Annotated in this window: 17 protein-coding genes; 10 read left to right on the top strand and 7 right to left on the bottom strand. The window is 62.8% G+C overall.

The window, feature by feature from the left end:
- Positions 1-193: 193 nt before the first annotated feature.
- Together BM269_RS26900 and BM269_RS26895 are read right to left on the bottom strand one after the other, a co-directional pair.
- Complete coding sequence (locus tag BM269_RS26900; RefSeq protein WP_090444912.1) at positions 194-424, bottom strand: hypothetical protein; 231 nt, start codon at positions 422-424, stop codon at positions 194-196.
- A gap of 40 nt (positions 425-464) precedes the next feature.
- Positions 465-878, bottom strand: a complete 414-nt coding sequence (locus tag BM269_RS26895; RefSeq protein ID WP_090444909.1) for a GNAT family N-acetyltransferase — start codon at positions 876-878, stop codon at positions 465-467.
- 75 nt (positions 879-953) lie between these two features.
- Between BM269_RS26895 and BM269_RS26890 the strand changes: the two genes are divergently transcribed.
- Positions 954-1,718, top strand: a complete 765-nt coding sequence (locus BM269_RS26890; RefSeq protein WP_090444906.1) for a hypothetical protein — start codon at positions 954-956, stop codon at positions 1,716-1,718.
- Here BM269_RS26890 and BM269_RS26885 read toward each other — a convergent pair whose 3' ends face one another.
- The gene (locus BM269_RS26885) at positions 1,719-2,573 is read right to left on the bottom strand and encodes an alpha/beta hydrolase family protein (protein ID WP_090444903.1); all 855 of its coding nucleotides are present in this window, start codon (positions 2,571-2,573) and stop codon (positions 1,719-1,721) included.
- Entirely contained in the window at positions 2,570-3,187 is a 618-nt protein-coding gene (locus tag BM269_RS26880; protein WP_090444900.1) for a TetR/AcrR family transcriptional regulator, read from the bottom strand. Before BM269_RS26880 ends, BM269_RS26885 begins: the two co-directional genes overlap by 4 nt.
- Before the next feature lie 65 nt (positions 3,188-3,252).
- Between BM269_RS26880 and BM269_RS26875 the strand changes: the two genes are divergently transcribed.
- From BM269_RS26875 to BM269_RS26855, 4 genes are all read left to right on the top strand, one after another.
- Positions 3,253-4,149, top strand: coding sequence for a type 2 periplasmic-binding domain-containing protein (locus tag BM269_RS26875; RefSeq protein ID WP_229204813.1), 897 nt, complete (start codon positions 3,253-3,255; stop codon positions 4,147-4,149).
- A 129-nt stretch (positions 4,150-4,278) separates the two neighbouring features.
- Positions 4,279-6,183 carry a DUF6351 family protein gene (locus BM269_RS26865; RefSeq protein WP_139232884.1) on the top strand — a complete coding sequence of 635 codons (1,905 nt, stop codon included), beginning with the start codon at positions 4,279-4,281 and terminating at the stop codon, positions 6,181-6,183.
- Entirely contained in the window at positions 6,180-9,407 is a 3,228-nt protein-coding gene (locus tag BM269_RS26860) for a DUF748 domain-containing protein (RefSeq protein WP_090444891.1), read from the top strand. The genes BM269_RS26865 and BM269_RS26860 overlap by 4 nt, the downstream gene beginning before the upstream one ends.
- Before the next feature lie 9 nt (positions 9,408-9,416).
- A complete protein-coding gene (locus BM269_RS26855) occupies positions 9,417-10,181 on the top strand; it encodes an alpha/beta fold hydrolase (protein ID WP_090444888.1) in 765 nt (254 codons plus the stop codon).
- On the opposite strand, the gene BM269_RS26850 is transcribed toward BM269_RS26855, so the two are convergent.
- Complete coding sequence (locus BM269_RS26850) at positions 10,162-10,713, bottom strand: hypothetical protein (protein WP_139232883.1); 552 nt, start codon at positions 10,711-10,713, stop codon at positions 10,162-10,164. The two genes, BM269_RS26855 and BM269_RS26850, sit on opposite strands and share 20 nt — an antisense overlap.
- Positions 10,714-10,828: 115 nt before the next feature.
- On the opposite strand from BM269_RS26850, the gene BM269_RS26845 reads away from it, so the two are divergent.
- From BM269_RS26845 to BM269_RS26830, 4 genes are all read left to right on the top strand, one after another.
- Complete coding sequence (locus BM269_RS26845; protein WP_090444935.1) at positions 10,829-11,542, top strand: M15 family metallopeptidase; 714 nt, start codon at positions 10,829-10,831, stop codon at positions 11,540-11,542.
- Positions 11,543-11,611: 69 nt separating this feature from the next.
- Positions 11,612-15,169 (top strand): type VI secretion system membrane subunit TssM, encoded by a 3,558-nt coding sequence (tssM, locus tag BM269_RS26840; protein WP_090444881.1) that lies wholly within the window; start codon positions 11,612-11,614, stop codon positions 15,167-15,169.
- A complete protein-coding gene (gene tagF / locus BM269_RS26835) occupies positions 15,166-16,122 on the top strand; it encodes a type VI secretion system-associated protein TagF (protein ID WP_090444878.1) in 957 nt (318 codons plus the stop codon). The genes tssM and tagF overlap by 4 nt, the downstream gene beginning before the upstream one ends.
- A gap of 14 nt (positions 16,123-16,136) precedes the next feature.
- Entirely contained in the window at positions 16,137-16,883 is a 747-nt protein-coding gene (locus BM269_RS26830) for an OmpA family protein (RefSeq protein WP_090444875.1), read from the top strand.
- Here BM269_RS26830 and icmH read toward each other — a convergent pair.
- On the bottom strand, positions 16,880-17,626 hold the full coding sequence (gene icmH, locus BM269_RS26825; RefSeq protein WP_090444872.1) for a type IVB secretion system protein IcmH/DotU: 747 nt from the start codon (positions 17,624-17,626) through the stop codon (positions 16,880-16,882). The genes BM269_RS26830 and icmH overlap by 4 nt on opposite strands.
- Positions 17,623-18,927 (bottom strand): type VI secretion system baseplate subunit TssK, encoded by a 1,305-nt coding sequence (gene tssK / locus BM269_RS26820; protein WP_090444932.1) that lies wholly within the window; start codon positions 18,925-18,927, stop codon positions 17,623-17,625. The genes icmH and tssK overlap by 4 nt, the downstream gene beginning before the upstream one ends.
- Positions 18,928-19,091: 164 nt before the next feature.
- Between tssK and BM269_RS26815 the strand changes: the two genes are divergently transcribed.
- Positions 19,092-19,673, top strand: coding sequence for a hypothetical protein (locus tag BM269_RS26815; RefSeq protein WP_090444869.1), 582 nt, complete (start codon positions 19,092-19,094; stop codon positions 19,671-19,673).
- The last annotated feature ends 1 nt before the right edge of the window (position 19,674 follow it).

Here is a 19,674-nt window from a genome sequence, read left to right as displayed (position 1 = left end):
CAGCGGGTGCTGCGGGTTCACCAACTCGTCTAGCCGTTGGCGAAACATGTCATTGCTTTGCGGTCCGACTGGCTTTGGTCCCATCTGCCCCTCTGAAATCTGCAAGGAATTGCCTCTATTCTAACGAAACCTTGCAAATTACAGCAGTGTTTTTCAGGCGTTTCGCCTTCAGAATCAGGCTCCGTTCAATTGTTCAGGGCCGACTACCGATGGTCCGGTCCGATTCGGAATCAACTATCGGTAGGCGCGTAAAGGCATCGTTGGCGACGCCGTCGCCGGCGAACTTTCTCTCCAGTTCCGAAGGCGAAACCAGGGCGCTCGGCAAATACTCGCCGCGCAGGTCATGGTCGTTCAACAGGGGCGCCAGCAAGGCCCGGTCGCTACTGTGGATGTGGCGAATGTGAATGGTGGAGCCGCGGATCATACCGTTTTCCGTGTGAGTGTCAGTGACATCTGCGCTGGCATTAGAACTCGCGCCGGTACCAGAAGCAGTCAGGCAAAGCGGCCATGCCGATGCGCTGATAGAAGGGAACCGCTTCTGGCACCGAACTGAGTATGAGGTTGACGGTCGGGCCGAGATGCGCGCGCATTTCTTCGATCAGGCGCGCACCGATTCCTTGTCCTTGCGCCTGGTCGCTGACGGCAAGGTCGGACAGGTAGCAGGCGAACGAGAAGTCCGTCATGGCGCGGGCGATGCCGACCAATTCTCCATTCCTGCGCGCGGCCAGGATCAGGTTGGCATTCGACAGCATTGCACCCAACCGCGCGGCATCATCCACCGGGCGGCGCCGGCCCAGGCCGGATGCGTTCAAGAGATCGCGGAATTCGTCGACGCCGACGTTCGTTTCAACAGCGTAGGTGATGGAAGAGGCATTCATGCGCCAGATTTTAACAAGTTGCCAACTCTACTGGATATAATGTTGCGACGTTAGAAATCAATAAGGATTCCAGGAATGTCCACTGCCAAAGCTGCCCTTTCCGTCCTGCTGGTGTTGGCGGGCATGAACGTGCAGGCCGAAACCGCGCCGATCCGCAGCATTGCCGTGCTCTCTTTGGTCGGCAACAGCCTCGCCCTCCACGCGCAGCGACATCAGGTTGGAAGCCGGACGGAAAGTTCGCCTGTTGAAGTGCTTACGGTTGAAGATCCGGTATTCGACCAGGTTGCGATCATCGCTGCTCGCGCGTCGCTGCTTAAATTGCTGCCGAATGCGAAATTGAGCCTGATGACGACGCAGGACAAGGGCCTGTACAGCGCCCAGAATGGTATGTTCGAACATCCCGAACAGTATGTGGAAGATCGCGAGTACCTGAAAAGCCTGTTGAAAGAGCAGGGTGTGAGTCACGCCATCGTGATCAGTAAATTCCGCGGCATTGCTGCGATCAAGCTGATTGACGCAACTGTTGGAGGCAGTGCGCTGGAAGGCTTGGGCTTTTATGTCGATGACATGATCCGGACCATCAACAGGAGCGACGATACTTCGTCACGCGGCATGGTTGCGCCATTTGCCTATGTGCGCGCGCGACTGGTCGAGGCGGATTCCTTGAAAGTGGTGGGAGAAGGGACGGCGAAGCAGTCCTTTATTATTGCCCGTCCTTCGGACGATTCTTACGGTATGGAGACCTTCAACAAGATGACCGGTGCTGATAGAGTCAAGAACGTCCGCACGGCGCTTGAACATGCGATGGAAGCTATCCTGCCGGGCGTACTGGCCCAGTAATCAGCAGTGCTGGTCGAGCCACTCGCCAACCAGCGGCCACAGTACTGTTTCCTGGTGCGGGCGGAAGAAACCGAAGTGGCCGATGCGCTCCTGGTTGAAAGTCCCTGGATTGAGTACGCGATAGTCGACCTTGGCGCTGGTGTAAGCCTCGTGCAGCATGCGCGAACCCGATTCGCGCAGTAGTTCGTCATCGCTGAAGGTGAGGCCAAGCACGGGGAAGCTGGCGCTGGCGTAGGCTTCGCGCGCACCGGGTTCGCCGGTGAGCAGGTAGTCCGGCGTAAGGCACCAGCGGCGCCATTGCATCATTGCGCCGCGCGGAATGTCGCCAAGGATGCCAATGCGCTTGCCGGGGAAGTAACCAAGCAGCCTGCATAGCAGCGGCGTCAGCACGTACCACAGCAGCGGTGCGGTACGCTGCACGCGCGGATGGTTGTGGCGCGTCGCGCCACTGCCAACGGCAATGTTGACCAGGCCCGCGACCTTGCGGATGGACGGCAGCAGTGGGGCGGTCTGGCCGCCCAGGCTGTGGCCGAGCAAGAACAGCGGTAGCGTGGCATCCTGCTGCGTGGCGTGCTGCACTACTGACTCGAGGTCAATCGCGATCCAGGTGGTGATGTCAGCCCTGCAGCGGCGCAGTGAGCCTTCACGCGATTCGCCCATGCCGCGATAATCGAAAGTCCACACACGGTAGCCCAGGCTTGCCAGGAACGCGGCGAAGGTGGCGTAGAAGCCTTGTGGAATCGCCATGCCGGGTGCGATCACTACTTGCGCGCGCGGCGCTTGCGATGGCTCGTGGCGATAGGCGACAAGTTGCTGGCCGTCGTGGGTTGTTAGCGTGAAGCGGCTGGCGCTCATGGTTTGGATACTCCGTAAGAGACGCCGGTGAGGGCTGGATTGGTGGCCAGCGTACGCCAGGCGGCGCTGCTCAGTTCATCGATGGCAGTGAGCGGGTTGAAGCCGATACGCCCGCCCAGCCAGTTACGCGCCAGTTCCTGTGAGGGGCCGAGCAGCAGGGGGCCGTACAGTTCGATGGGCAGCCGGCGCAGTACGCCTTGTTTGAACCAGGGCTTCAGTTTTTCGAAGACTTCCTTGAAATGCGCCGCGGTGCGCTGGCGGATGGCATCGTCATGCTCGGCGCTCACCGCCTGGCGCCGCGCAAACAGGAAGCGCGCCATGTCGGGCTGTTGCACAATCCAGTTCAGATGGGTGCTGACAATGGCGTGAATGGCGAATTCCGCGTTGCTGGCCTGGGCCACGTTTTCCTTGATCTGCTGCCAGTAGCTGTCGAGCCCCTGTGCGAACAGGGCGGCGGCGATGCCTTCCTTATTGCCGAAGTGATGATAAATGCTGCCCACCGACGCTTGGCTGCTCTGGCGGATGTCTTCTATCGATGTCGCCTCGATCCCTTTTTCAGAGAACACGGCAAGGGCGGCGGACAGGATGGCGGATTTTCGGTCGACTTGGATCATGTCTAGAATATTGTTCTAGAATTCCATTCTAGTCAAGTTCTTCGTTTCGGGTTAAGCTCACTAGCATGAAGAAGACCGGCCTGCTAATCCTGGCCCTGTTGTCGATGCGGGCGGCAGTTGCAGACCCTGCAAAGGCTCCGCAACTGGTGGTTTACCCGCGCCCCGAGTCCGCGCAAGACAGCCGCTACCTGTATGACTGGGAGGTGTTGCGCACCGCGCTCGAGAAGACGCGTGGCCGGTTCGGCCCCTACGAATTGCGCCAGGCCCGCCAATATATGTCGCCCGCGCGGGTGACTGCCGAAGCTGCAGGAGCTGGCGCCATCAATGTTTTTGTGCGCGCCACGTCGGCACAATTGGAGCAGCAATTCCGTCCCGTGCGGATACCGGTTGACCGTGGCCTGATCGGCTACCGCCTGCTGTTGGTGCGCCATGAAGACTTGCCCAAATTTGCCGAGGTCAAATCGCTCGACCAGTTGCGTCGCTTTAGCATTGGTCAGGGCAAAGGCTGGGTCGATGTCGGCATCCTGGAGGCCGGCGGCTTCAAGGTGGTGGAAGGGAATAATTACGACGGCTTGTTCTCCATGCTGGAGGTGAAACGCTTCGACGCGCTGTCGCGCTCGGCCGACGAAGCCCTGAGCGAATACGATGAACGGCACCAGCGCTTTGGTTTTGAGGTCGAGCCGGGCATCGCGCTTTATTACCCGCTGGCGCGCTACTTCTTCACGCGCCGCGACGCTGCAGGGGAGGTGTTGGCGAACCGGCTGGAGGCGGGCCTGGAGGCCATGGTGAACGATGGTTCGCTGCAGGCGCTGTTTATGACTTATAAAGGGGCGTTGATCAAGCGTTCCGGCCTGGCGCGCCGCCGCCTGTTCCGCATACCCAACCCCGGCCTGCCGCCGCAAACTCCGTTGGCGCGCAGTGAATTGTGGTATCGGCCGCAGGAGTTGTCGGGCAAGCGGTAGGCACGAGCGCTATAGCCGCGTTACACTGCTTGCCAAGGAGGAGGCGCCATGAGAGCTCGGATATTGGCCGTTCTAGCGGCTATCACCCTGGCAGGATGCAGCACCCCGCAACAACACGAGCAAGCGCAGGTGCAGCAGGACCTGCCCCAGCACCTGCAGCACCAGCTTCGACACCAGCAGCAGCCCTTTATCTGCCGGACGATGGAATCGGGGCTTGGCCAGCCTTTGGTCGATAACCATCAAGGCATCGGGCATCCTGTGCGCGACAACGCAGGCAAGGTGCTTGGCTACAGCAGCCAATGTGACATCAAGCCGCGAATCCAGCATTTCTATTTCAACGGCTCGGGCTTCAAGACGTTCGATGTCGAGAACGGCTACAAGACGCCGCCGGCCGACATGAAAACGGTTGTCGCCAATGGCGAGAGCATTCCGTTTGTGGTACGGGTCGAAGCTGGAACCATCAACCGTTTCATCTACACGATTGCGATGCTGGAGCGGGCGCCCTGGAACCGCAAGCTGGTTTACTGGATGCGCGGTGGTGTCGGCATCGGTCACCAGCAGGGCACGGCCATATGGTTCAACGACAAGCTGAATAGCTCGGAGAAACAACTGATGCCGAAGCTGCTGGCGGAGGGCTATGCGATTGCCAATTCGTCCGGCAACGAGAGCGGGGTTCACTACAATATGCGGCTTGCCGAGGAGACGGCGGCGCAAACCAAGGCTTACTTCGCCGAGAAGTATGGCCAGCCAGTTTATACGATCGGCATCGGCGGCTCTGGCGGCGCGGTGCAGCAGTATCTGTTCGCGCAAAACCGCCCCGGCCTGTTCGATGCGGGAATTCCGGTGCAGTCGTTTCCCGACATGGTGACGCAGTCGATTCCGATTTCCGACTGTCCCTTGCTGGGGCAGTATTTCCGCGACGAGGTGGCGCGCGATCCGAAATCGCCGTGGGCGACGTGGAGCCGCCAGTCGCTGGTGCAGGGCATGAATGCCAGCGATACCGCGAAAAATCCCTTCACGGGCAAGCCCGGCACGACCGAATGCATCAACGGCTGGCGCTTTGCGATGCCGTCGGTGCTGAACCCGCACTTCCGCGACAATAAATTCGATAAGGCCATCACCTATTATGGCTATGCGCCGAACGTCTTCGCCAAGGTAAAGTGGACGCACTGGAACGACCTGGAAGAATTCTATGGCACGGATGCCGAAGGATTCGCTCCGATCCCGCTGGACAACGTGGGCGTGCAGTACGGCCTTGCGGCGCTGGTGTCGGGCAAGCTCGATGCCAATGAGTTCCTGCGGCTGAATGCCTGCGTCGGAAGCTGGAAGGAGCAGCGCGACTTCGTGCAGTACAAACTGGACAGCGATCCATTCGATTCGGCGAATATGCACCGTAGCACGACCTGCCGCGAGCCGGTCGGCATTCCGGCGCAGCGGCGCGAGGGCGATCAGAAGGCGATTCGTGCGGCATTCGACTCCGGCCATGTTTTCACCGGCAAGCAGCTTGGCATTCCGATGATCGACTTGCGCCCCTATCGTGAGGCGGAGCTGGACATGCACAATGCGCGGCAGGCTTTCTCCGTTCGCGCGCGGCTGCTGGCGGCCAATCCGGGCGAGGCAAAGCGGCAGGTTGTCTGGTTTGTAAGGCCGGATGCCGACCTGGCAGTGCAGGTGATGACGGCGGTGTCGGTGCTGGACAAATATCTGGCCAGCGGCAGCGCGCCGGCGGAATTCGCCGACCGCTGCGTAGACAGCGCCGGCGTCGTGCTAGCGTCGGGCCCCGACGCCTGGCGCGGCATCCTGGATGGCGGCACGCCGGGCGCATGCACCCAGGCCTTCCCGATCCACAGCAGCCCACGCATGGTGGCGGGCGAATCCATTCGTGGCGACACCTTCAAATGCCGGTTGAAGCCTCTCGAGAAAGCCTATACTGACGGGACTTACGGGGCTGCGGTGAGCTTCAATGATGCACAAAAGGCATGGTTGTCACGGATATTCCCGCAGGGCGTGTGCGATTACAATAGCGGGTTATGAAGATCCCACCATTGAAATATCTTGTTCCCGGCACCTTGGCCGGGCTGCTGCTTGCTTACACCGGCATCGGCTTCCTGGCCGTACCGGCCATCGTCAAGTCGCAGGCGGCCAAACAAGCCTCGGAAAAATTGCATCGCCAGCTCAGCATTGAGGAAGTCTCCTTCAATCCATTCACGCTGGCCGCCTCGGTGCGCGGCCTGAAGATGATGGAGCAGGATGGCAGCACCGTCTTTGCCAGTTTTGACCGGCTGGGCGCCGACTTGTCGTGGCAGTCCGTCAGGCGCATGGCGCCCGTGGTTCAGGAAGTTCGCCTGACCAAGCCGTATGTGCATCTGGCGCGCGATGCCGACAACCGCTACAACATCGACGATATCCTGAAATTGATCGCGAGCCAGCCGCCGTCGCCTGAGCCGGCGCGCTTCTCGGTCAACAATATCCAGCTGGAAGATGGCAGCCTGTCCTTCGAGGACAAACCTGCCGGCGTGACGCATAAGGTGAAAGACCTGAAACTGGGCCTGCCGTTCGTATCCTCGCTGCCGGCGGATGTGACGATCTTTGTTGAACCGCTGTTCAGTGCCGACATCAACGGCGCGCCGCTGCTCTTGAAGGGCAAGGTGCGTCCGTTCGCGGAGCCGAAGGATTATGCGCTGGACCTCAAGCTGGATAAGGTCGACCTGACCAATTACCTCGGTTACCTACCGTTCAAGCCGGGTTTCAAGCTGCCGTCGGCGCACCTTGAGGCGCAGCTCAATTTGACCGTGGTGCAACCGAAAGAGAAGCCGGCGTCGCTGGTGCTGGGCGGCGAGGCTACCCTGTCGGGTGCGCAGTTGCAGCAACTGGATGGCACGCAGCTTGCCAAGCTGGATGCCTTGAAGGTCAAGCTGGGCAAGCTGGATTTGCTGGGGCAGCGATTCGAGATTGCGAAGGTCGGCATCGATGGCCTGGAGCTGGATGTCAAGCGCAGCAAGGATGGGATGCTGAACCTCGGCCAATTGATCCCCGCTGCTGCGCCTTCGCCGGCGGCGGCACCTGCGCCTGCCGCCAAGCCGGCGGGCGCCGGGCCGGTGGTGCTGCTCAAGGAGCTGGCCGTCACCGGTGCGGCGCTGCGCTATGTGGACGATACCCCGCAGGGCAACCTGCGGGCCGACCTGGCTAAATTCGGGGTGCTGGTGCAGGACATCGCTTTCGATGGCGGCAAGCGCACGCTCGATATTGCATCCGTCATTTCGGACAGTGCGGAAATCGATGTCCACCAAGGCAAGCTGGCGGACAAGGCTGCCAACGGCAAACCGGATACCAAGGCTGCGGACGAAGAGCCGATGCAAATCAAGGTCGGCAAGCTGGAAATCAGCGACTGGCAAGCGAAGCTGCGGGAGGATCTTCGCGCCGAGCCGACCATTTTCAACTTGTCTCCGCTGTCCTTGACTATTGAAGGCTATTCCAACGCCCCCGGCGCGTCTGCCGAGGTGGCGCTGAAGACTGTCGTCAACAAAGGCGAACTGGAAGTCAAAGGCCAACTGGCGCCATCCCCGCTCAAGGCCGACCTGGCCCTGGACCTGAAGAATTTCGACCTGCTGCCTTTGCAGCCCTACGTGACGGACTATGTGAACCTGCGCCTGTTGCAGGCGGCCGTTTCCAGCAAGGCGCAATTGCGGCTTGAAACCGGCAAGGACGGTAGCGTGGGCGGCGGCTTCAAGGGGGACGTCAGCGTGAGCCGTTTGTCGACCGTCGACAAATCGAGCTCGAATGACTTCCTGAGCTGGAAGTCGCTTGCCTTCGGCGGCATGGACGTGAACTTCAAGCCGTTCGCCCTCAATATCGATCGCGTGATGCTGGACGACTTCTTTGCCCGCGTCATCATCGACCCCAATGGGCGCCTGAACGTGCAGGACGTGACGCGCAAGGAGGGCGAAGAGGGCAAGAGCCTGACCGAGGCCGGGACGCGTGCGCAGGCGGTCAAGGACGCCAAAGCCAGGGCGAAAGAGGTGGCGCAGGCTGCGCCGCCTGCGGCCACCGCACCGGCGCCAAAGGCGACGCCGGCAAGACCCGCCGAACCGCTGCCGCCAATCCGGATCGGCAAGCTGGTGCTGTCCGGTGGGCGCGTACGCTTTACCGACAACTTCATCAAGCCGAACTACACGGCCAACCTGAAAGAGTTGGGCGGGACTGTGACAGGCTTGTCGTCCGACCCGGCGCATAACGCAAACGTTGACCTGCGCGGCAACGTCAGCGGAGCGCCTTTGCTGATCGCCGGGCGCGTGCATCCGCTGAAGCAGGAGCTTTCGCTTGATTTGCGCGCCGAGGTGCGCGGCATGGAATTGTCGCAGCTCTCGGCTTACGCGGATAAATATGTGGGTTACGGCATTGAGAAAGGCAAGATGACCTTTGAGGTGTCGTATGCGTTGGAAAACCGCCAGTTGAAGGCGGAGAACCGCCTGGTGCTCGACCAGCTTACCTTCGGCAAGGAGAGCACCAATCCGGACGCCACCAAGCTGCCTGTCAACCTGGCGGTGGCCCTGCTGAGCGACCGTAACGGCGTGATCGACATCAATGTGCCGATTGGCGGCTCGCTGGACGATCCGGAATTCTCGCTGGGTGGCATCATCCTCAAGGTGATCGGCAACGCTATCTTGAAAACGGTCACTTCGCCATTCGCCCTGATCGGCTCATTGTTCGGCGGAGGAGAAGAGTTGTCGATGCTGGAATTTGACCAGGGTCGTTCGGCACTGCTGCCGGCATCGGAAGGCAAGCTGAAATCATTGGCCAAGGCTTTGACCGAACGCCCCGGCTTGAAGCTGGACATCACCGGCCGCTTCGACGATGCGGCGGAAGCGGATGCCCTTAAACACGTGGCACTGGAGCGCAAGCTGCGCCAGCTCAAGACGCGTGAGCTGCAAGCGCGTAGCAGCGAACTGCCGGCAGGCGGAGTAGTGGTGGCCAAGGCAGAATACGCGGCCCTGCTGGAGCGTGCTTACAAGGACGAGAAATTCGTCAAGCCGCGCAATGCCCTCGGCTTTGCCAAGGCGCTGCCTTCGGAAGAGATGGAAAAGCTGATGCTCGCGAATATCACCCTTGACCAGGACGATTTCATCACGCTCGGCAATCGCCGCGCGCAGGTGGCCAAAGACTGGCTGGTGGCGCAGGGGCAGGTCGCGCCGGAGCGTATTTTCCTGGTGGCGCCTAAAGCCGGTGTGGCGGGACGCGCCGACTTCGCCTTGCGCTAGGAGCGGAACATGCCGATGCTCGAACTGGCTGGCGCGCAGCTGAACTATGAGCTGATCGAAGGCGATCCGACCAAGCCGCTAATGGTGTTCCTGCATGAAGGCCTGGGTTGCATCGGCATGTGGAAGGAATTTCCGGAACGCCTGTGCGCCGCCACCGGCTGCGCAGGGCTGGTCTACGAGCGCCAGGGTTACGGCCGGTCTTCGCCGCAGCCTGCGCTGCGCAGCATCCATTACCTGCACCAGTTTGCGCTGGTTGAATTGCCGGCGCTGATGGAGCGGCTGGCGCCGGGCCGCGAGCATATCGTTGTAGGGCACTCGGATGGCGGCAGCATTGCGCTGATCTATGCGGCGGCACGACCGCCAGGCCTGCGCGGCGTGATCACCGCTGCTGCGCACGTGTTTGTGGAAGACGTCACCATCGAAGGCATCCACATTGTGCTGGCTGCCCATAGCCCGGGCAAGATGCGCGCGCTGGCGCGTTATCATGGCGAAAAGGCGGAGCAGGTGTTTTCTTCCTGGGCCGATACCTGGCTGGCACCGTGGTTCAGACAGTGGAATATCGAATACCTGCTGCCGGCGATTGCTTGTCCTTTGCTGGCGATGCAAGGCAGCGACGATCATTATGGCTCCGCCGCACAACTGGATGCCATTGAAGGGGGCACGCCTGGCGCTCGCCAGTTGCTGTTGCCCGGTTGCGGTCATAGTCCCCATATCGAACAGCCCGAGACAACGTTGCAGGCCATGGCGACGTTCATCAATCTTTTGGTGACGTAACCGTAGACGGAGGCTGCTGCGGCTTGGCATGCTTGAGCATCGCTGTCAGCAGAGTCACGTCTTCGTCGCTCTCCGGTACTGCGTCAGCGGCTTGCTGCCTGCGCGGTGCGCCGGCCACTTTGACGGGGCGCGAATGTGCCGGCTTCGAATCCGCGGGTTTGGCAGCCACCTGGCTTGGCGCCGCACCGGTCGATAAGGCAGCCGGTGTTGGCGGGGGCGTGGCTGTGATGATCGTCGCGGCCTCGGATTGCACGTCCTCGCGGGCCGCGCTGATCGATGCGGGCATCGCCGGAAGCTCGGCGTGCATTGGCGAATCTCGGGGCGGTTCAGGCGAAGGCGCATGCCCAGCATTCTGCAGCCACACCCAGGCTGCAGCGCCGGTCGCCAGCAGCGTGGCCACTGCCGCAAGGCGTGCGCGCTGCGGCGGGGCCCACGGAATCCAATGGCGTGCCGGGGAGGGGATGCTTCCGCCATTCGCCAACCGCGCCAGGATGCGATGGCGATCATCCCGCAGTGCGGGGCTCGCAAACAAGTCCGGCCGCATAAGTCCTCCTAAAGCTTGATTTCGCTCGCCCCGTCCGATTGCGTGGCGGCATAGGATTCAAGTGTCGCGTGCCGTATGCGCTTTCGTATTGATGGATCGCACCATGCTGCCATTTATCGTTGCGGGCGTCTTCGTGGTGGCAAGTGCCGCCGGCTGGCTGTTGTTATTTCCACCCAAGCGACGGCCCAGCCTGCGCCAGCGGCGCATGCTATTGATCGGTGCCGGCACTGCGGTGCTGGCCGGCACTCCAGCGGCCCTGGTGCGCTTGCTGCGGCCGCAGCAGATGTTGCCGGAGTTTGAAGACAGCGGCCGCGCGGTCGATCCGCAAGTCGCAGCTTTGCTGCAAGGCGAACAACTGGTGCCCCCGCTGCCATTGCCGCCATTGGTTTTTTCGGCGGCGGAAGTGGAACTGCTGCGGCCAATGCTGTCGCAGGCCGACCGCGACTGGCAGCTCCTCGACAAGGACTTTGCGCGGCGCTTGCTGCTGGTGTTCAACCTGATGCGCGAACGGCACGGCTACCAGATGGCGTTGTTGGAGGGTTACCGCAGCGCCGAACGCCAGGACAGGCTGGCTGCGGCAGGCAGCCATGTCAGCAATGCACGCGCCTTCCAGAGCTTCCACCAGTTTGGACTGGCTGCGGATTGCGCCTTTGTTCGAGAAGGAAAGCTGGTGATCAGCGAGCGTGATCCATGGGCCATGCGCGGCTACCAATTATATGGCGAGGCTGCGGAAGCGCTTGGCATGGTGTGGGGAGGGCGCTGGACCATGATGGACTTTGGCCACACTGAATTGCGCACACGCGACACCGGGGCTTGAGCCGGCTCAAGGGGCTTCGCTCAGCTTGGTGGCAACATCGGCCAACCTGCCTTCCTTTTCCAGTCAATCATGCTGCAACGAACCTGGTACCTGCTCACCAACAGGCGCACCCTGAACATACTGGCCTTCGCGTTACTGGCCGGGCTGTTCTTGCTCGGTGCCGAATTCCTGCAACTTGCGCTTGTGTGGGCGGTGGCCGGCATCGCGGCAGTCGCCGCGCTGGCGCTGGCGGCATGGGGCACCCGCCGCTACCTCGCGCGTCGGCGAGAAGCCGAGCCGGAACCGCCAGCCGCAACACGCGCCGAAGCCGACCTGGATGCGGTGCGCAGCGCAATGCTGGAAGCGGTCGGCACGATCAGGAATTCGCGCCTTGGCCGCGCAACCGGGGCGCGCGCATTGTACGAATTGCCGTGGTATATGGTGATTGGCAATCCAGCAGCCGGTAAAAGCAGCGCGATCACGCAATCCGGACTGCAGTTTCCGTTTGCCGATCCGAAGGCGATCCAGGGCGTCGGCGGCACGCGCCAGTGCGACTGGTTCTTTACCGCGGAAGGCATCCTGCTCGACACCGCCGGCCGTTACGCGGTGCAGGCGGTAGACCGGGAGGAGTGGCATGGTTTCCTTGGATTGTTGAAAAAGCACCGGCCACGGGCGCCTGTCAATGGCATCGTCATCGCGGTGAGCATCGCCGAGTTGCGCGGCGACGACACGGAGTCGGTGATGCAGCTCGCGCGAAGCCTGCGCCAGCGGGTGCAGGACCTGATCGAAAAATTGGAAATCTTTGCGCCGGTGTATGTCATGTTCACCAAGGCCGACCTGGTAGCCGGCTTTGCCGATTTCTTCATGCATGCGGAGGCGGTGGAACGCGAGCGGCCGTGGGGGGCAACCATGCCGTTCAAGCAGAAGGCCGGCTGCGGCGACATGCTGGCATTTTTCGAGCAAAGCTTTGAAGAACTTTGCGAAGGGCTGCGAGAAATGGGCATCGCTACCATGTCCCAGCGCCGCCGCGAACTGGTGCCGGCCGGTGTGCATACTTTCCCTCTCGAGTTCGCAGCCTTGCGTGCACCGTTAAAGGCGTTCCTCGCCACGCTGTTCGAAGACAATCCTTTCCAGTTTCGTCCATTGTTCCGGGGGTACTACTTCACCAGTGCGCTGCAGGAGGGGCAGCCGCTGTGTGCACAGTCGCTGCGTGTCGCACAGCGCTTTGGGCTGACGCGGCCAGCCGATGCCCCGCCGCGCATGGGTGGGCAGGCGGGCTATTTCCTGCCCCGGCTGTTCCGTGAAGTGATCTTCGCCGACAAGGACCTGGTCTCCCAGTATGCGACACGCAAACAACTGCTGCTGCGGAATGGCGGCTTTGCGTGCGCGATCCTGCTTCTCGGCGCGACACTGGGCGCCTGGACCTGGTCGTATTCCGGCAACGCGCAACTGGTTGCCAATGCGGCGGCGGACCTGGACAAGGCGGTCAGACTGCAGGCGCAGCGCCCTGATTTGCAATCGCGCCTGGAAGCCCTGCAACTACTGCAGGACCGCATCGAACAGTTGGATAAGCTCGACCGCGAGTCGCCCTGGTTGCTGGGCATGGGCATGTACCAGGGCGGTGCGCTGGGCCGCAAGCTGCGCAGCGAATACCTCAAGGGCATGAACGAAATCCTGCTCAAGCCCGTTGCGGCCAGCCTGGAGACGCAATTGTTCGCCCTTGGCCAACGCGAGACGGGCAATGTCGAGGACTCCTACAACGCGCTGAAGGCCTACCTGATGCTGGCCGATAAATCGCACGCCGAAACCGGCCACCTGGGCGACCAGCTCACGCGCCACTGGCGCAACTGGCTGGAGAGCAACCGCGGCGCGATGCCGCGCGAACAGCTATTGCGCAGCGCGGAAGGCCTGTTGGCGTTCTACCTTGCGCAGCTGAACGATCCCGCCTGGCCGCGCCTTGAACCCAAGCTCGCGATGGTCGATGCGGCGCGCGAGCAGTTGCGGCAAGTCGTGCGCGGCATGACAGCGCGCGAGCGCGTCTATGCCGAGATCAAGGCACGCGCCAGCACCCGCTACCCGGCGATGACGGTGGCGCGCGTTGTCGGCGAGCAGGATCGGGAGCTGGTGCAGGGTAGCCATGCCGTATCCGGCGCTTTCACGCGCGAGGCGTGGGAGGGTTATGTCCGTACCGCCATCCGCGAGGCTGCCAACAATGCGCTGCAATCGAGCGACTGGGTGTTGAAAACGGCGGAGCGTACCGACCTGACGCTGGAGGGCAGCCCCGAGCAGGTGCAAAAGGCGCTGACCGATACCTACAAGGCCGAATACGCCAAGGAGTGGCAAGCCTTCCTGCAAGGAGTCGTGATTGCTGCGATGCCCGATTTCCAGCGCACGGCCGACGCCATGAATCGCCTGGGTGATCCAGCCATCTCCCCGCTGCTGAAAGTATGGACCACGGTAGTGACGCAGACAGGTTGGGATAACCCGGGCCTGGCGAAGGTGAGTGTGCAACAGGCCGACAAGGGCTTGGCGCACTGGTTCAAGGCGCGCCTGTTTGAACGCGCGCCGGCTGCAGGCGCCGTCGCGGCTGCGCTGCCGCAAGCCGGCGCGCTGGGCCGCGAATTCGCACCGGTGGCGGGATTGCTGGCAGTCCGCGACAAGGATGGTTCCCTGATGCGGACTTACCTTGAGCATCTTTCGCGGCTGCGGGCGCGTCTCAATGGCATCCGCAACCAGGGTGATCCGGGCCCGGGCGCCAGGCAGCTGATGCAGCAAACGCTGGAGGGTTCCGGCTCGGAGCTTTCCGAGGCACTGCGCCATGTAGATGAGCAGATGATGGCAGGCCTGGGCGATGCGCAGAGGCAGGCCATCCGGCCGCTCCTGGTCCGACCGCTGATACAAGTCTTCGCGGGGCTGGTGGTGCCGGCGGAAGCCGAGATCAACAAGACCTGGCAGGCGCAGGTGATTGAGCCATTCAGCCGTACGCTGGCGGGAAAATTCCCGTTCGCCCCGGCCGGCAGCGCGGAAGCCAGCCAGGCGGAAATCGGCCAGGTGTTCGGGCCGGAGGGCGCGATCGCGAAGTTTGTCGCCAATTCCCTGGGTACGCTGGTCGTGCGGCGCGGCGACGTGCTGGCGCCGCGCACCTGGGCCGACATGGGCATCAGCTTCACTGCGCAGACCTTGCAGCGTTTTCCTGCCTGGATGGCGCCGGTGGCGGCGGGCGGCGTGGCTTCGACGACGCAGACGGTATTCCAGCTCTTGCCGCATGCCGCCGGCGGCTTGGTGGAGTACTCGATTGAGATCGATGGCCAGTTGCTGCGATTCCGCAACAGCGTGCCGCAATGGGCGAACATGGTCTACCCGGGGCCGCAAGGAAGCAGCGGCGTGCGAATCAGTGGCGTGACACCGGAAGGCAAGGTGGTGGAGTTGTTCAGCGAAAGCGGCGCCGCCGGCTTGCGCAGGATGATCGATTCCGCGGTTCGCACGCGAAAGGAAGAGGGTGTACACGAACTGCGCTGGAGCAGCGGGGGCGTTGCAATCACGGTGGACTTGCGTATCACCAGCGCGCCGGGTAGTACCCAGGGCGAGACAGGCTTCCGTGGCATGCGCTTGCCCGAAACCGTGGTCGGCAAAGGAACCGCGCCATGAACGTGCGAATGCAGCGCATTGCCTATTTCGGCAAGCTGCCAGGATGCGGCGACTTTGTGCGTTCACCAGGCGACCAGATCCTGGTGGAGTTGATGGACCAGTGGCTGGCCGCTGTCATGCAGCGCCTGGCAGCCAACCCGCGTTGGCGCCAGCATTATGATGCATGCCCTCCGCTGGACTTCGCGTTTATCGGAACGCGTTCACGCCAGGTGGTCTGCGGGCACTTGCTGGCCAGCCGGGACCAGTCGGCACGCCGCTTCCCGTTCACCTGCATGGCCGTGCACCATATCGTAAAGCCGCGCGACTTCCTTCCCTGTAGCCCATTGGCATTGGCACCAGCCTGGGAAGGCCTTGCTATCGCGGCCGGCGCGGCAACTGGCGCCGCCGTGCGGCCGGTCGACGGCATCTCGCCGGTGCCTTTGACCGAATCGTCGCTGGCCGAGGCCGCCCTGCAGGACTACATGGCGGGCGCCTGCCTGGCCAGCCTGGAAGACTCGCTTGCCGGGCCGTCCGGGGGCGTGCCGGCGCGGAACCTGTTGCTTGCATTGGGTTTGTTGCTGTCGCCGCTGCGCGAGGGTGCACCGGTGACTTCGCGTTGCCTGGCCCTGCCTTTGCCGCGCCAAGCGGTATTGCGGGCACCGGTCGCCGCATTCTGGATGTCGCTTGCCGCGCCGCTGCTGGCGCGCCAGGACCTCGAAATCGCCATGTTCCTCGGGCCCGTCGCAGGCCAGCCATCCTTGGTGCTTGGCTTGGATGGCGCCAACCCGGCCAGCCTGTTCTCCGTGATAGATCCGGAGTCGGTGCAGGAAAACATGGTGGTGCTCGGCGACTGCGCCTGGGCGGAAGGCGCCGTGCATGGCGAGGCACCTTTGCAGCGCCTGTCGGCCTGCCTGGAACAAGGACAGCTTGGCCTGCCCGTTGCCATTCAACTGTTCCACGAAACCTTTTGCTGACAAAGGAGCCCGCCATGCGCAAGTCGGCCCTGGTCTCTCTGCTGGCCTGTACGCCAGCCTTCGCGCAGCTTGCGCCGGTCGTCGTGGCGGGCACGGTGCCCGACGAAGCGACCAAGGCTGCCATCCTGCAGCGCGCCCGCGCCTTGTACGGCGGCGCCCGGGTCGTGGACCAGATTGCAGTCGGCAGCGTGGTGGCACCGCCCAACTGGAGCGCGCATATGCAAAAGCTGCTCGGTGAACCGCTGAAGCAGGTCAGCCAGGGGCAATTGACGGTCGAAGGCAACCGCGTGGGGATTCGCGGCGATGTCGCAAACGAGGCGCTGCGGCAGCAGGTGGCGGGCGACCTGGCCAACAGCCTCAATCCGACCTACACGATCAGCAATGGCTTGCGCGTCAACGCCCCGGCGCAAAAGGTGCTCGATACTGCGCTGGCGCGGCGCATCATCGAGTTCGAAAGCGGGCAGGCGGTGCTGCGTCCGTCCGGGATGCAGATCCTCGATGAAATGGCGGCAGCGCTGGGCCAGATCGGCGGGCGCAAGGTGGAGGTCATCGGCCACACCGACAATACCGGCGCGCGCGAGGCCAACCTGGCGCTCAGCCTGGCCCGCGCCGCTGCTGTGCGCAGCTATTTGGCGGCCAAGGGCATTGCCGCGGCCAGCATTGCGGTGGCCGGCGCCGGGCCGGACCAGCCGTTGGCCGACAATGCCAGTGCGGAAGGACGCGCCCGCAACCGGCGCATTGAGTTCCGCGTGGCGGACTAGGGCAGCGTCATTGTCAGGGTGGCAGGGCGCGGCGGCTGTTTGACCACGTCCTGGTAGGCAGCCAGTGCGGCGCCGGTCGAGCTGGTGAGCGAATAGCGCATGGCGCCGAACGAGGCCAATGCCGCCAAGGAGAATACGCCGCCCGCGATCCAGAGCGGAGCATTGCTTTGCAGCTTGTGTGCGACATTGTCCGGCCGCGCCGCACGCGGGGCAAAGCCCTTATCCTTGCCGCGCAGGTGCGCTATCTCGTCGCCCAGGCGCGCGGTCAGGTAGGAGAGGCGATCGGCGTCGTCCAGTGCATAGCGGCCCTTGAAGCCAAGCAGCAGGCACATATGGAATACCTGGAGCGCCTGCAGCCTTTCGCTACCCTTCAGGCGTAGTTGTTCCAGCTTGTCGAAGAAATGCTCGCCCGCCAATTGGTCGCCGAACAGCAGCAACTGTAACGGCCTGCGCTCCCAGGCGTCCCGCAAGGGGAACGTGGACGCCAGTATTGTTTCGTCCAGGGCTGCGCAGAAGGCATATTTGGCGTGCTCGATATCGTCGGCCGCGATGTGCAGGTCGCGTGCCTGACTGCCGAAGTCGTCCAGGAAAGTGCGGATCGCACCCGCGAATTCCGCTTCACCCGGCGGGGCGCTGCCATGACGCAGCAGGGAAAGCATGTGGAATCCCTCGTGCATCAGGTCCACCAGGGCAGGGATGCGTTGCTGCGGCGGAGCGGCGCGCCGTTCGATGAAATGGCTCATGCTGTCACCACCAGCAGTTCGAGCCGCAGTTCCTTGATCCCTGCGGGCACGTAGATCGAAATGGATTGCGCCTTGAGCATCTGCTCATACAGCACGCCCCGGTTTTCGAGTGTGAAGTAGCAAGTGTCGGGGCGCACGGGAATGGCGGAAGGCACCTGTGGCGCGTGCACCAGTTTCACGCCAGGCATAGCCGACAGAACGCATTGTTCGACGTCGTCCGGCGCACCTGCTTTGACGCGTAGCGGCACCGCCTCAACCAGCTCCAGCAGCGGTATTGCCGCGGCGATGGCGAGGTAGAGCGTGGCGCCGGTGCTGATCTTGTCCGAATCGAGCTTGCCGAGATGGTAGCCTGGCTTTTCTTCGCGCAGGGCGATGGCGAAGTAGCGCGCCGAAATCACTGTGTCGAGCAGTTCGCGGATCAAGCCGTCGAGCTGCAGGAAGACGGCCCCCGGTGCCGCATGGTCGTAACAAGGCAGATTGCCAAGGTGGACCAGGCGCGAATACGTCATCAGGCCGCCCGCCAAGCCGAGCATGGCCTGGTACAGGCGCTCCGGATGAAGCGAAGGATGGCGCAGCAAGTGGAGCAGGATCGCTGCCGAGGTGGAGACTGTGTGCAGCAGCCAGAACGACGATACGTCGCCGGTGCGGAACTCGATGACATTGCGGCTTGGTTCGCGCATGTGGCCTTGCAAGGCGTTGATCTTGGCCTGCAGCGCATCCATCAACTGGTCGAGCAGCAGCTTGAGCCGCGGCGTTGCGCCGATGGACAGGGATGGCGGCATGAGTGATGGATCGATCTCGAAGCTGCCCGAGACCAGGCGGCGCAACCGCAGCAAAGGAAAGCTGTCGTAGGCGCCGCGTGGTTCCAGGTCTGACACCAGCCGTACCTGCTTGCGCAGGTAGGTCAGGCCGGCGGGCAATGCATCGCTGAACAGGTCTGCCGTCTCGCGCTCGGACTGCTGGAAGCGGTCGGACTCCTGCGACGGCAGGGCTGCGTGATAACAGATTTCCTGCACCTCCGCCGGCAAGGTCGTGAGGTCGATGGCTGGCGGCAGCGGATCGCTGGCGGGGGCGTCGAACAGTTCGCCCTCGCGGAAGATTGCGCGCAGGGCCAGCATGCGCAGCTTGCCGTTCGCCAGTGCCGCCGTGTCCCACTCCACCGATTGCACGCCCCACAGCATCGGCTGCGCGGCCAGGACAGTCGCGTGCATGCGCGCTTCGTGATAACGGTCTTGCTGCTGGAAGTGCTGCGGACGCAGGAACAGGCCTTCGCTCCAAAGGATCTTTGCAGGTAATGTCATGCCGGCCTCCTTGGTTGAGGTATCCATTAAAACTGGCGCTGTGCAGCCGGCGTTTGCGCGGGCGCAAACAGCGGTGCGGCGATGTCAGGGGCCTTTGCGACAACGCAATGGCGAACCCGCGCATCGATTCAATAATGGCCTTCACTTTGCGGAAGGAGGGAACGATGCGCAAATCATTGACGGCAGTACTGGTTGGCGCGGCCATGCTGGCCGGATGCGCCACCGAAGGACCATTGCAAGGCGCCGACAGGGCGGCCCATCAATCGCTTGAGAAAGTGCTCGCCGATGCCGATCGCGCCGCAGCGGCGGGCCAGCACGAGAGATCCTTCGCAGCGCTGAAGACTGCCGCTGCGAGCTACCCTTCCGAGAAAGCGCCGTGGCTGCAAATGGCGCAGATGCGCTTCGACCGCGGCAACTACAGCGACGCCATCTTGCAGGCGCAGGAAGCGCTGCAACGCGACCCGGCAGACAAGCAGGCCCTCAGCATCATTGCCGTCAGTGGGCTGCGCCTGTCGACACGCTCCCTGGCCGAACTGAACCAGCAAAGCAATCTTGGCGGGTCGGTGCGCAGCGAAGCCCAGGAACTGGCGCGCACGCTGCGCAACACGCTCGGCGAAGACGTCCTCGTTCCGGTGGCCGGCGGTGTGCGGCAGCCGAAAAAGACGGCGCCGCCCATCAAGCTGCCGGCAACGCGCACGGCGCCCAATCCTTCCACCGCAGCCGATCCTTTCGGCGCACTCAAATAGG

This window comes from Duganella sp. CF458 (assembly GCF_900113115.1).
Classification (GTDB): Bacteria; Pseudomonadota; Gammaproteobacteria; order Burkholderiales; family Burkholderiaceae_D; genus Rugamonas.
The sequence above is the reverse complement of the archived record's forward strand: the minus strand, read 5'-3'. Positions and strand labels throughout refer to the sequence as shown.

What these genes read in the sequence shown, in the direction of transcription:
- BM269_RS26895 (WP_090444909.1), bottom strand. Translation starts at nt 878, where the DNA reads ATGAATGCCTCTTCCATCACCTACGCTGTTGAAACGAACGTCGGCGTC.
- BM269_RS26830 (WP_090444875.1), top strand. Translation starts at nt 16,137, where the DNA reads ATGCGCAAGTCGGCCCTGGTCTCTCTGCTGGCCTGTACGCCAGCCTTC.
- BM269_RS26900 (WP_090444912.1), bottom strand. Translation starts at nt 424, where the DNA reads ATGATCCGCGGCTCCACCATTCACATTCGCCACATCCACAGTAGCGAC.
- tssM (WP_090444881.1), top strand. Translation starts at nt 11,612, where the DNA reads ATGCTGCAACGAACCTGGTACCTGCTCACCAACAGGCGCACCCTGAAC.
- BM269_RS26890 (WP_090444906.1), top strand. Translation starts at nt 954, where the DNA reads ATGTCCACTGCCAAAGCTGCCCTTTCCGTCCTGCTGGTGTTGGCGGGC.
- BM269_RS26860 (WP_090444891.1), top strand. Translation starts at nt 6,180, where the DNA reads ATGAAGATCCCACCATTGAAATATCTTGTTCCCGGCACCTTGGCCGGG.
- BM269_RS26885 (WP_090444903.1), bottom strand. Translation starts at nt 2,573, where the DNA reads ATGAGCGCCAGCCGCTTCACGCTAACAACCCACGACGGCCAGCAACTT.
- tssK (WP_090444932.1), bottom strand. Translation starts at nt 18,927, where the DNA reads ATGACATTACCTGCAAAGATCCTTTGGAGCGAAGGCCTGTTCCTGCGT.
- BM269_RS26855 (WP_090444888.1), top strand. Translation starts at nt 9,417, where the DNA reads ATGCCGATGCTCGAACTGGCTGGCGCGCAGCTGAACTATGAGCTGATC.
- icmH (WP_090444872.1), bottom strand. Translation starts at nt 17,626, where the DNA reads ATGAGCCATTTCATCGAACGGCGCGCCGCTCCGCCGCAGCAACGCATC.
- BM269_RS26845 (WP_090444935.1), top strand. Translation starts at nt 10,829, where the DNA reads ATGCTGCCATTTATCGTTGCGGGCGTCTTCGTGGTGGCAAGTGCCGCC.
- tagF (WP_090444878.1), top strand. Translation starts at nt 15,166, where the DNA reads ATGAACGTGCGAATGCAGCGCATTGCCTATTTCGGCAAGCTGCCAGGA.
- BM269_RS26880 (WP_090444900.1), bottom strand. Translation starts at nt 3,187, where the DNA reads ATGATCCAAGTCGACCGAAAATCCGCCATCCTGTCCGCCGCCCTTGCC.
- BM269_RS26875 (WP_229204813.1), top strand. Translation starts at nt 3,253, where the DNA reads ATGAAGAAGACCGGCCTGCTAATCCTGGCCCTGTTGTCGATGCGGGCG.
- BM269_RS26815 (WP_090444869.1), top strand. Translation starts at nt 19,092, where the DNA reads ATGCGCAAATCATTGACGGCAGTACTGGTTGGCGCGGCCATGCTGGCC.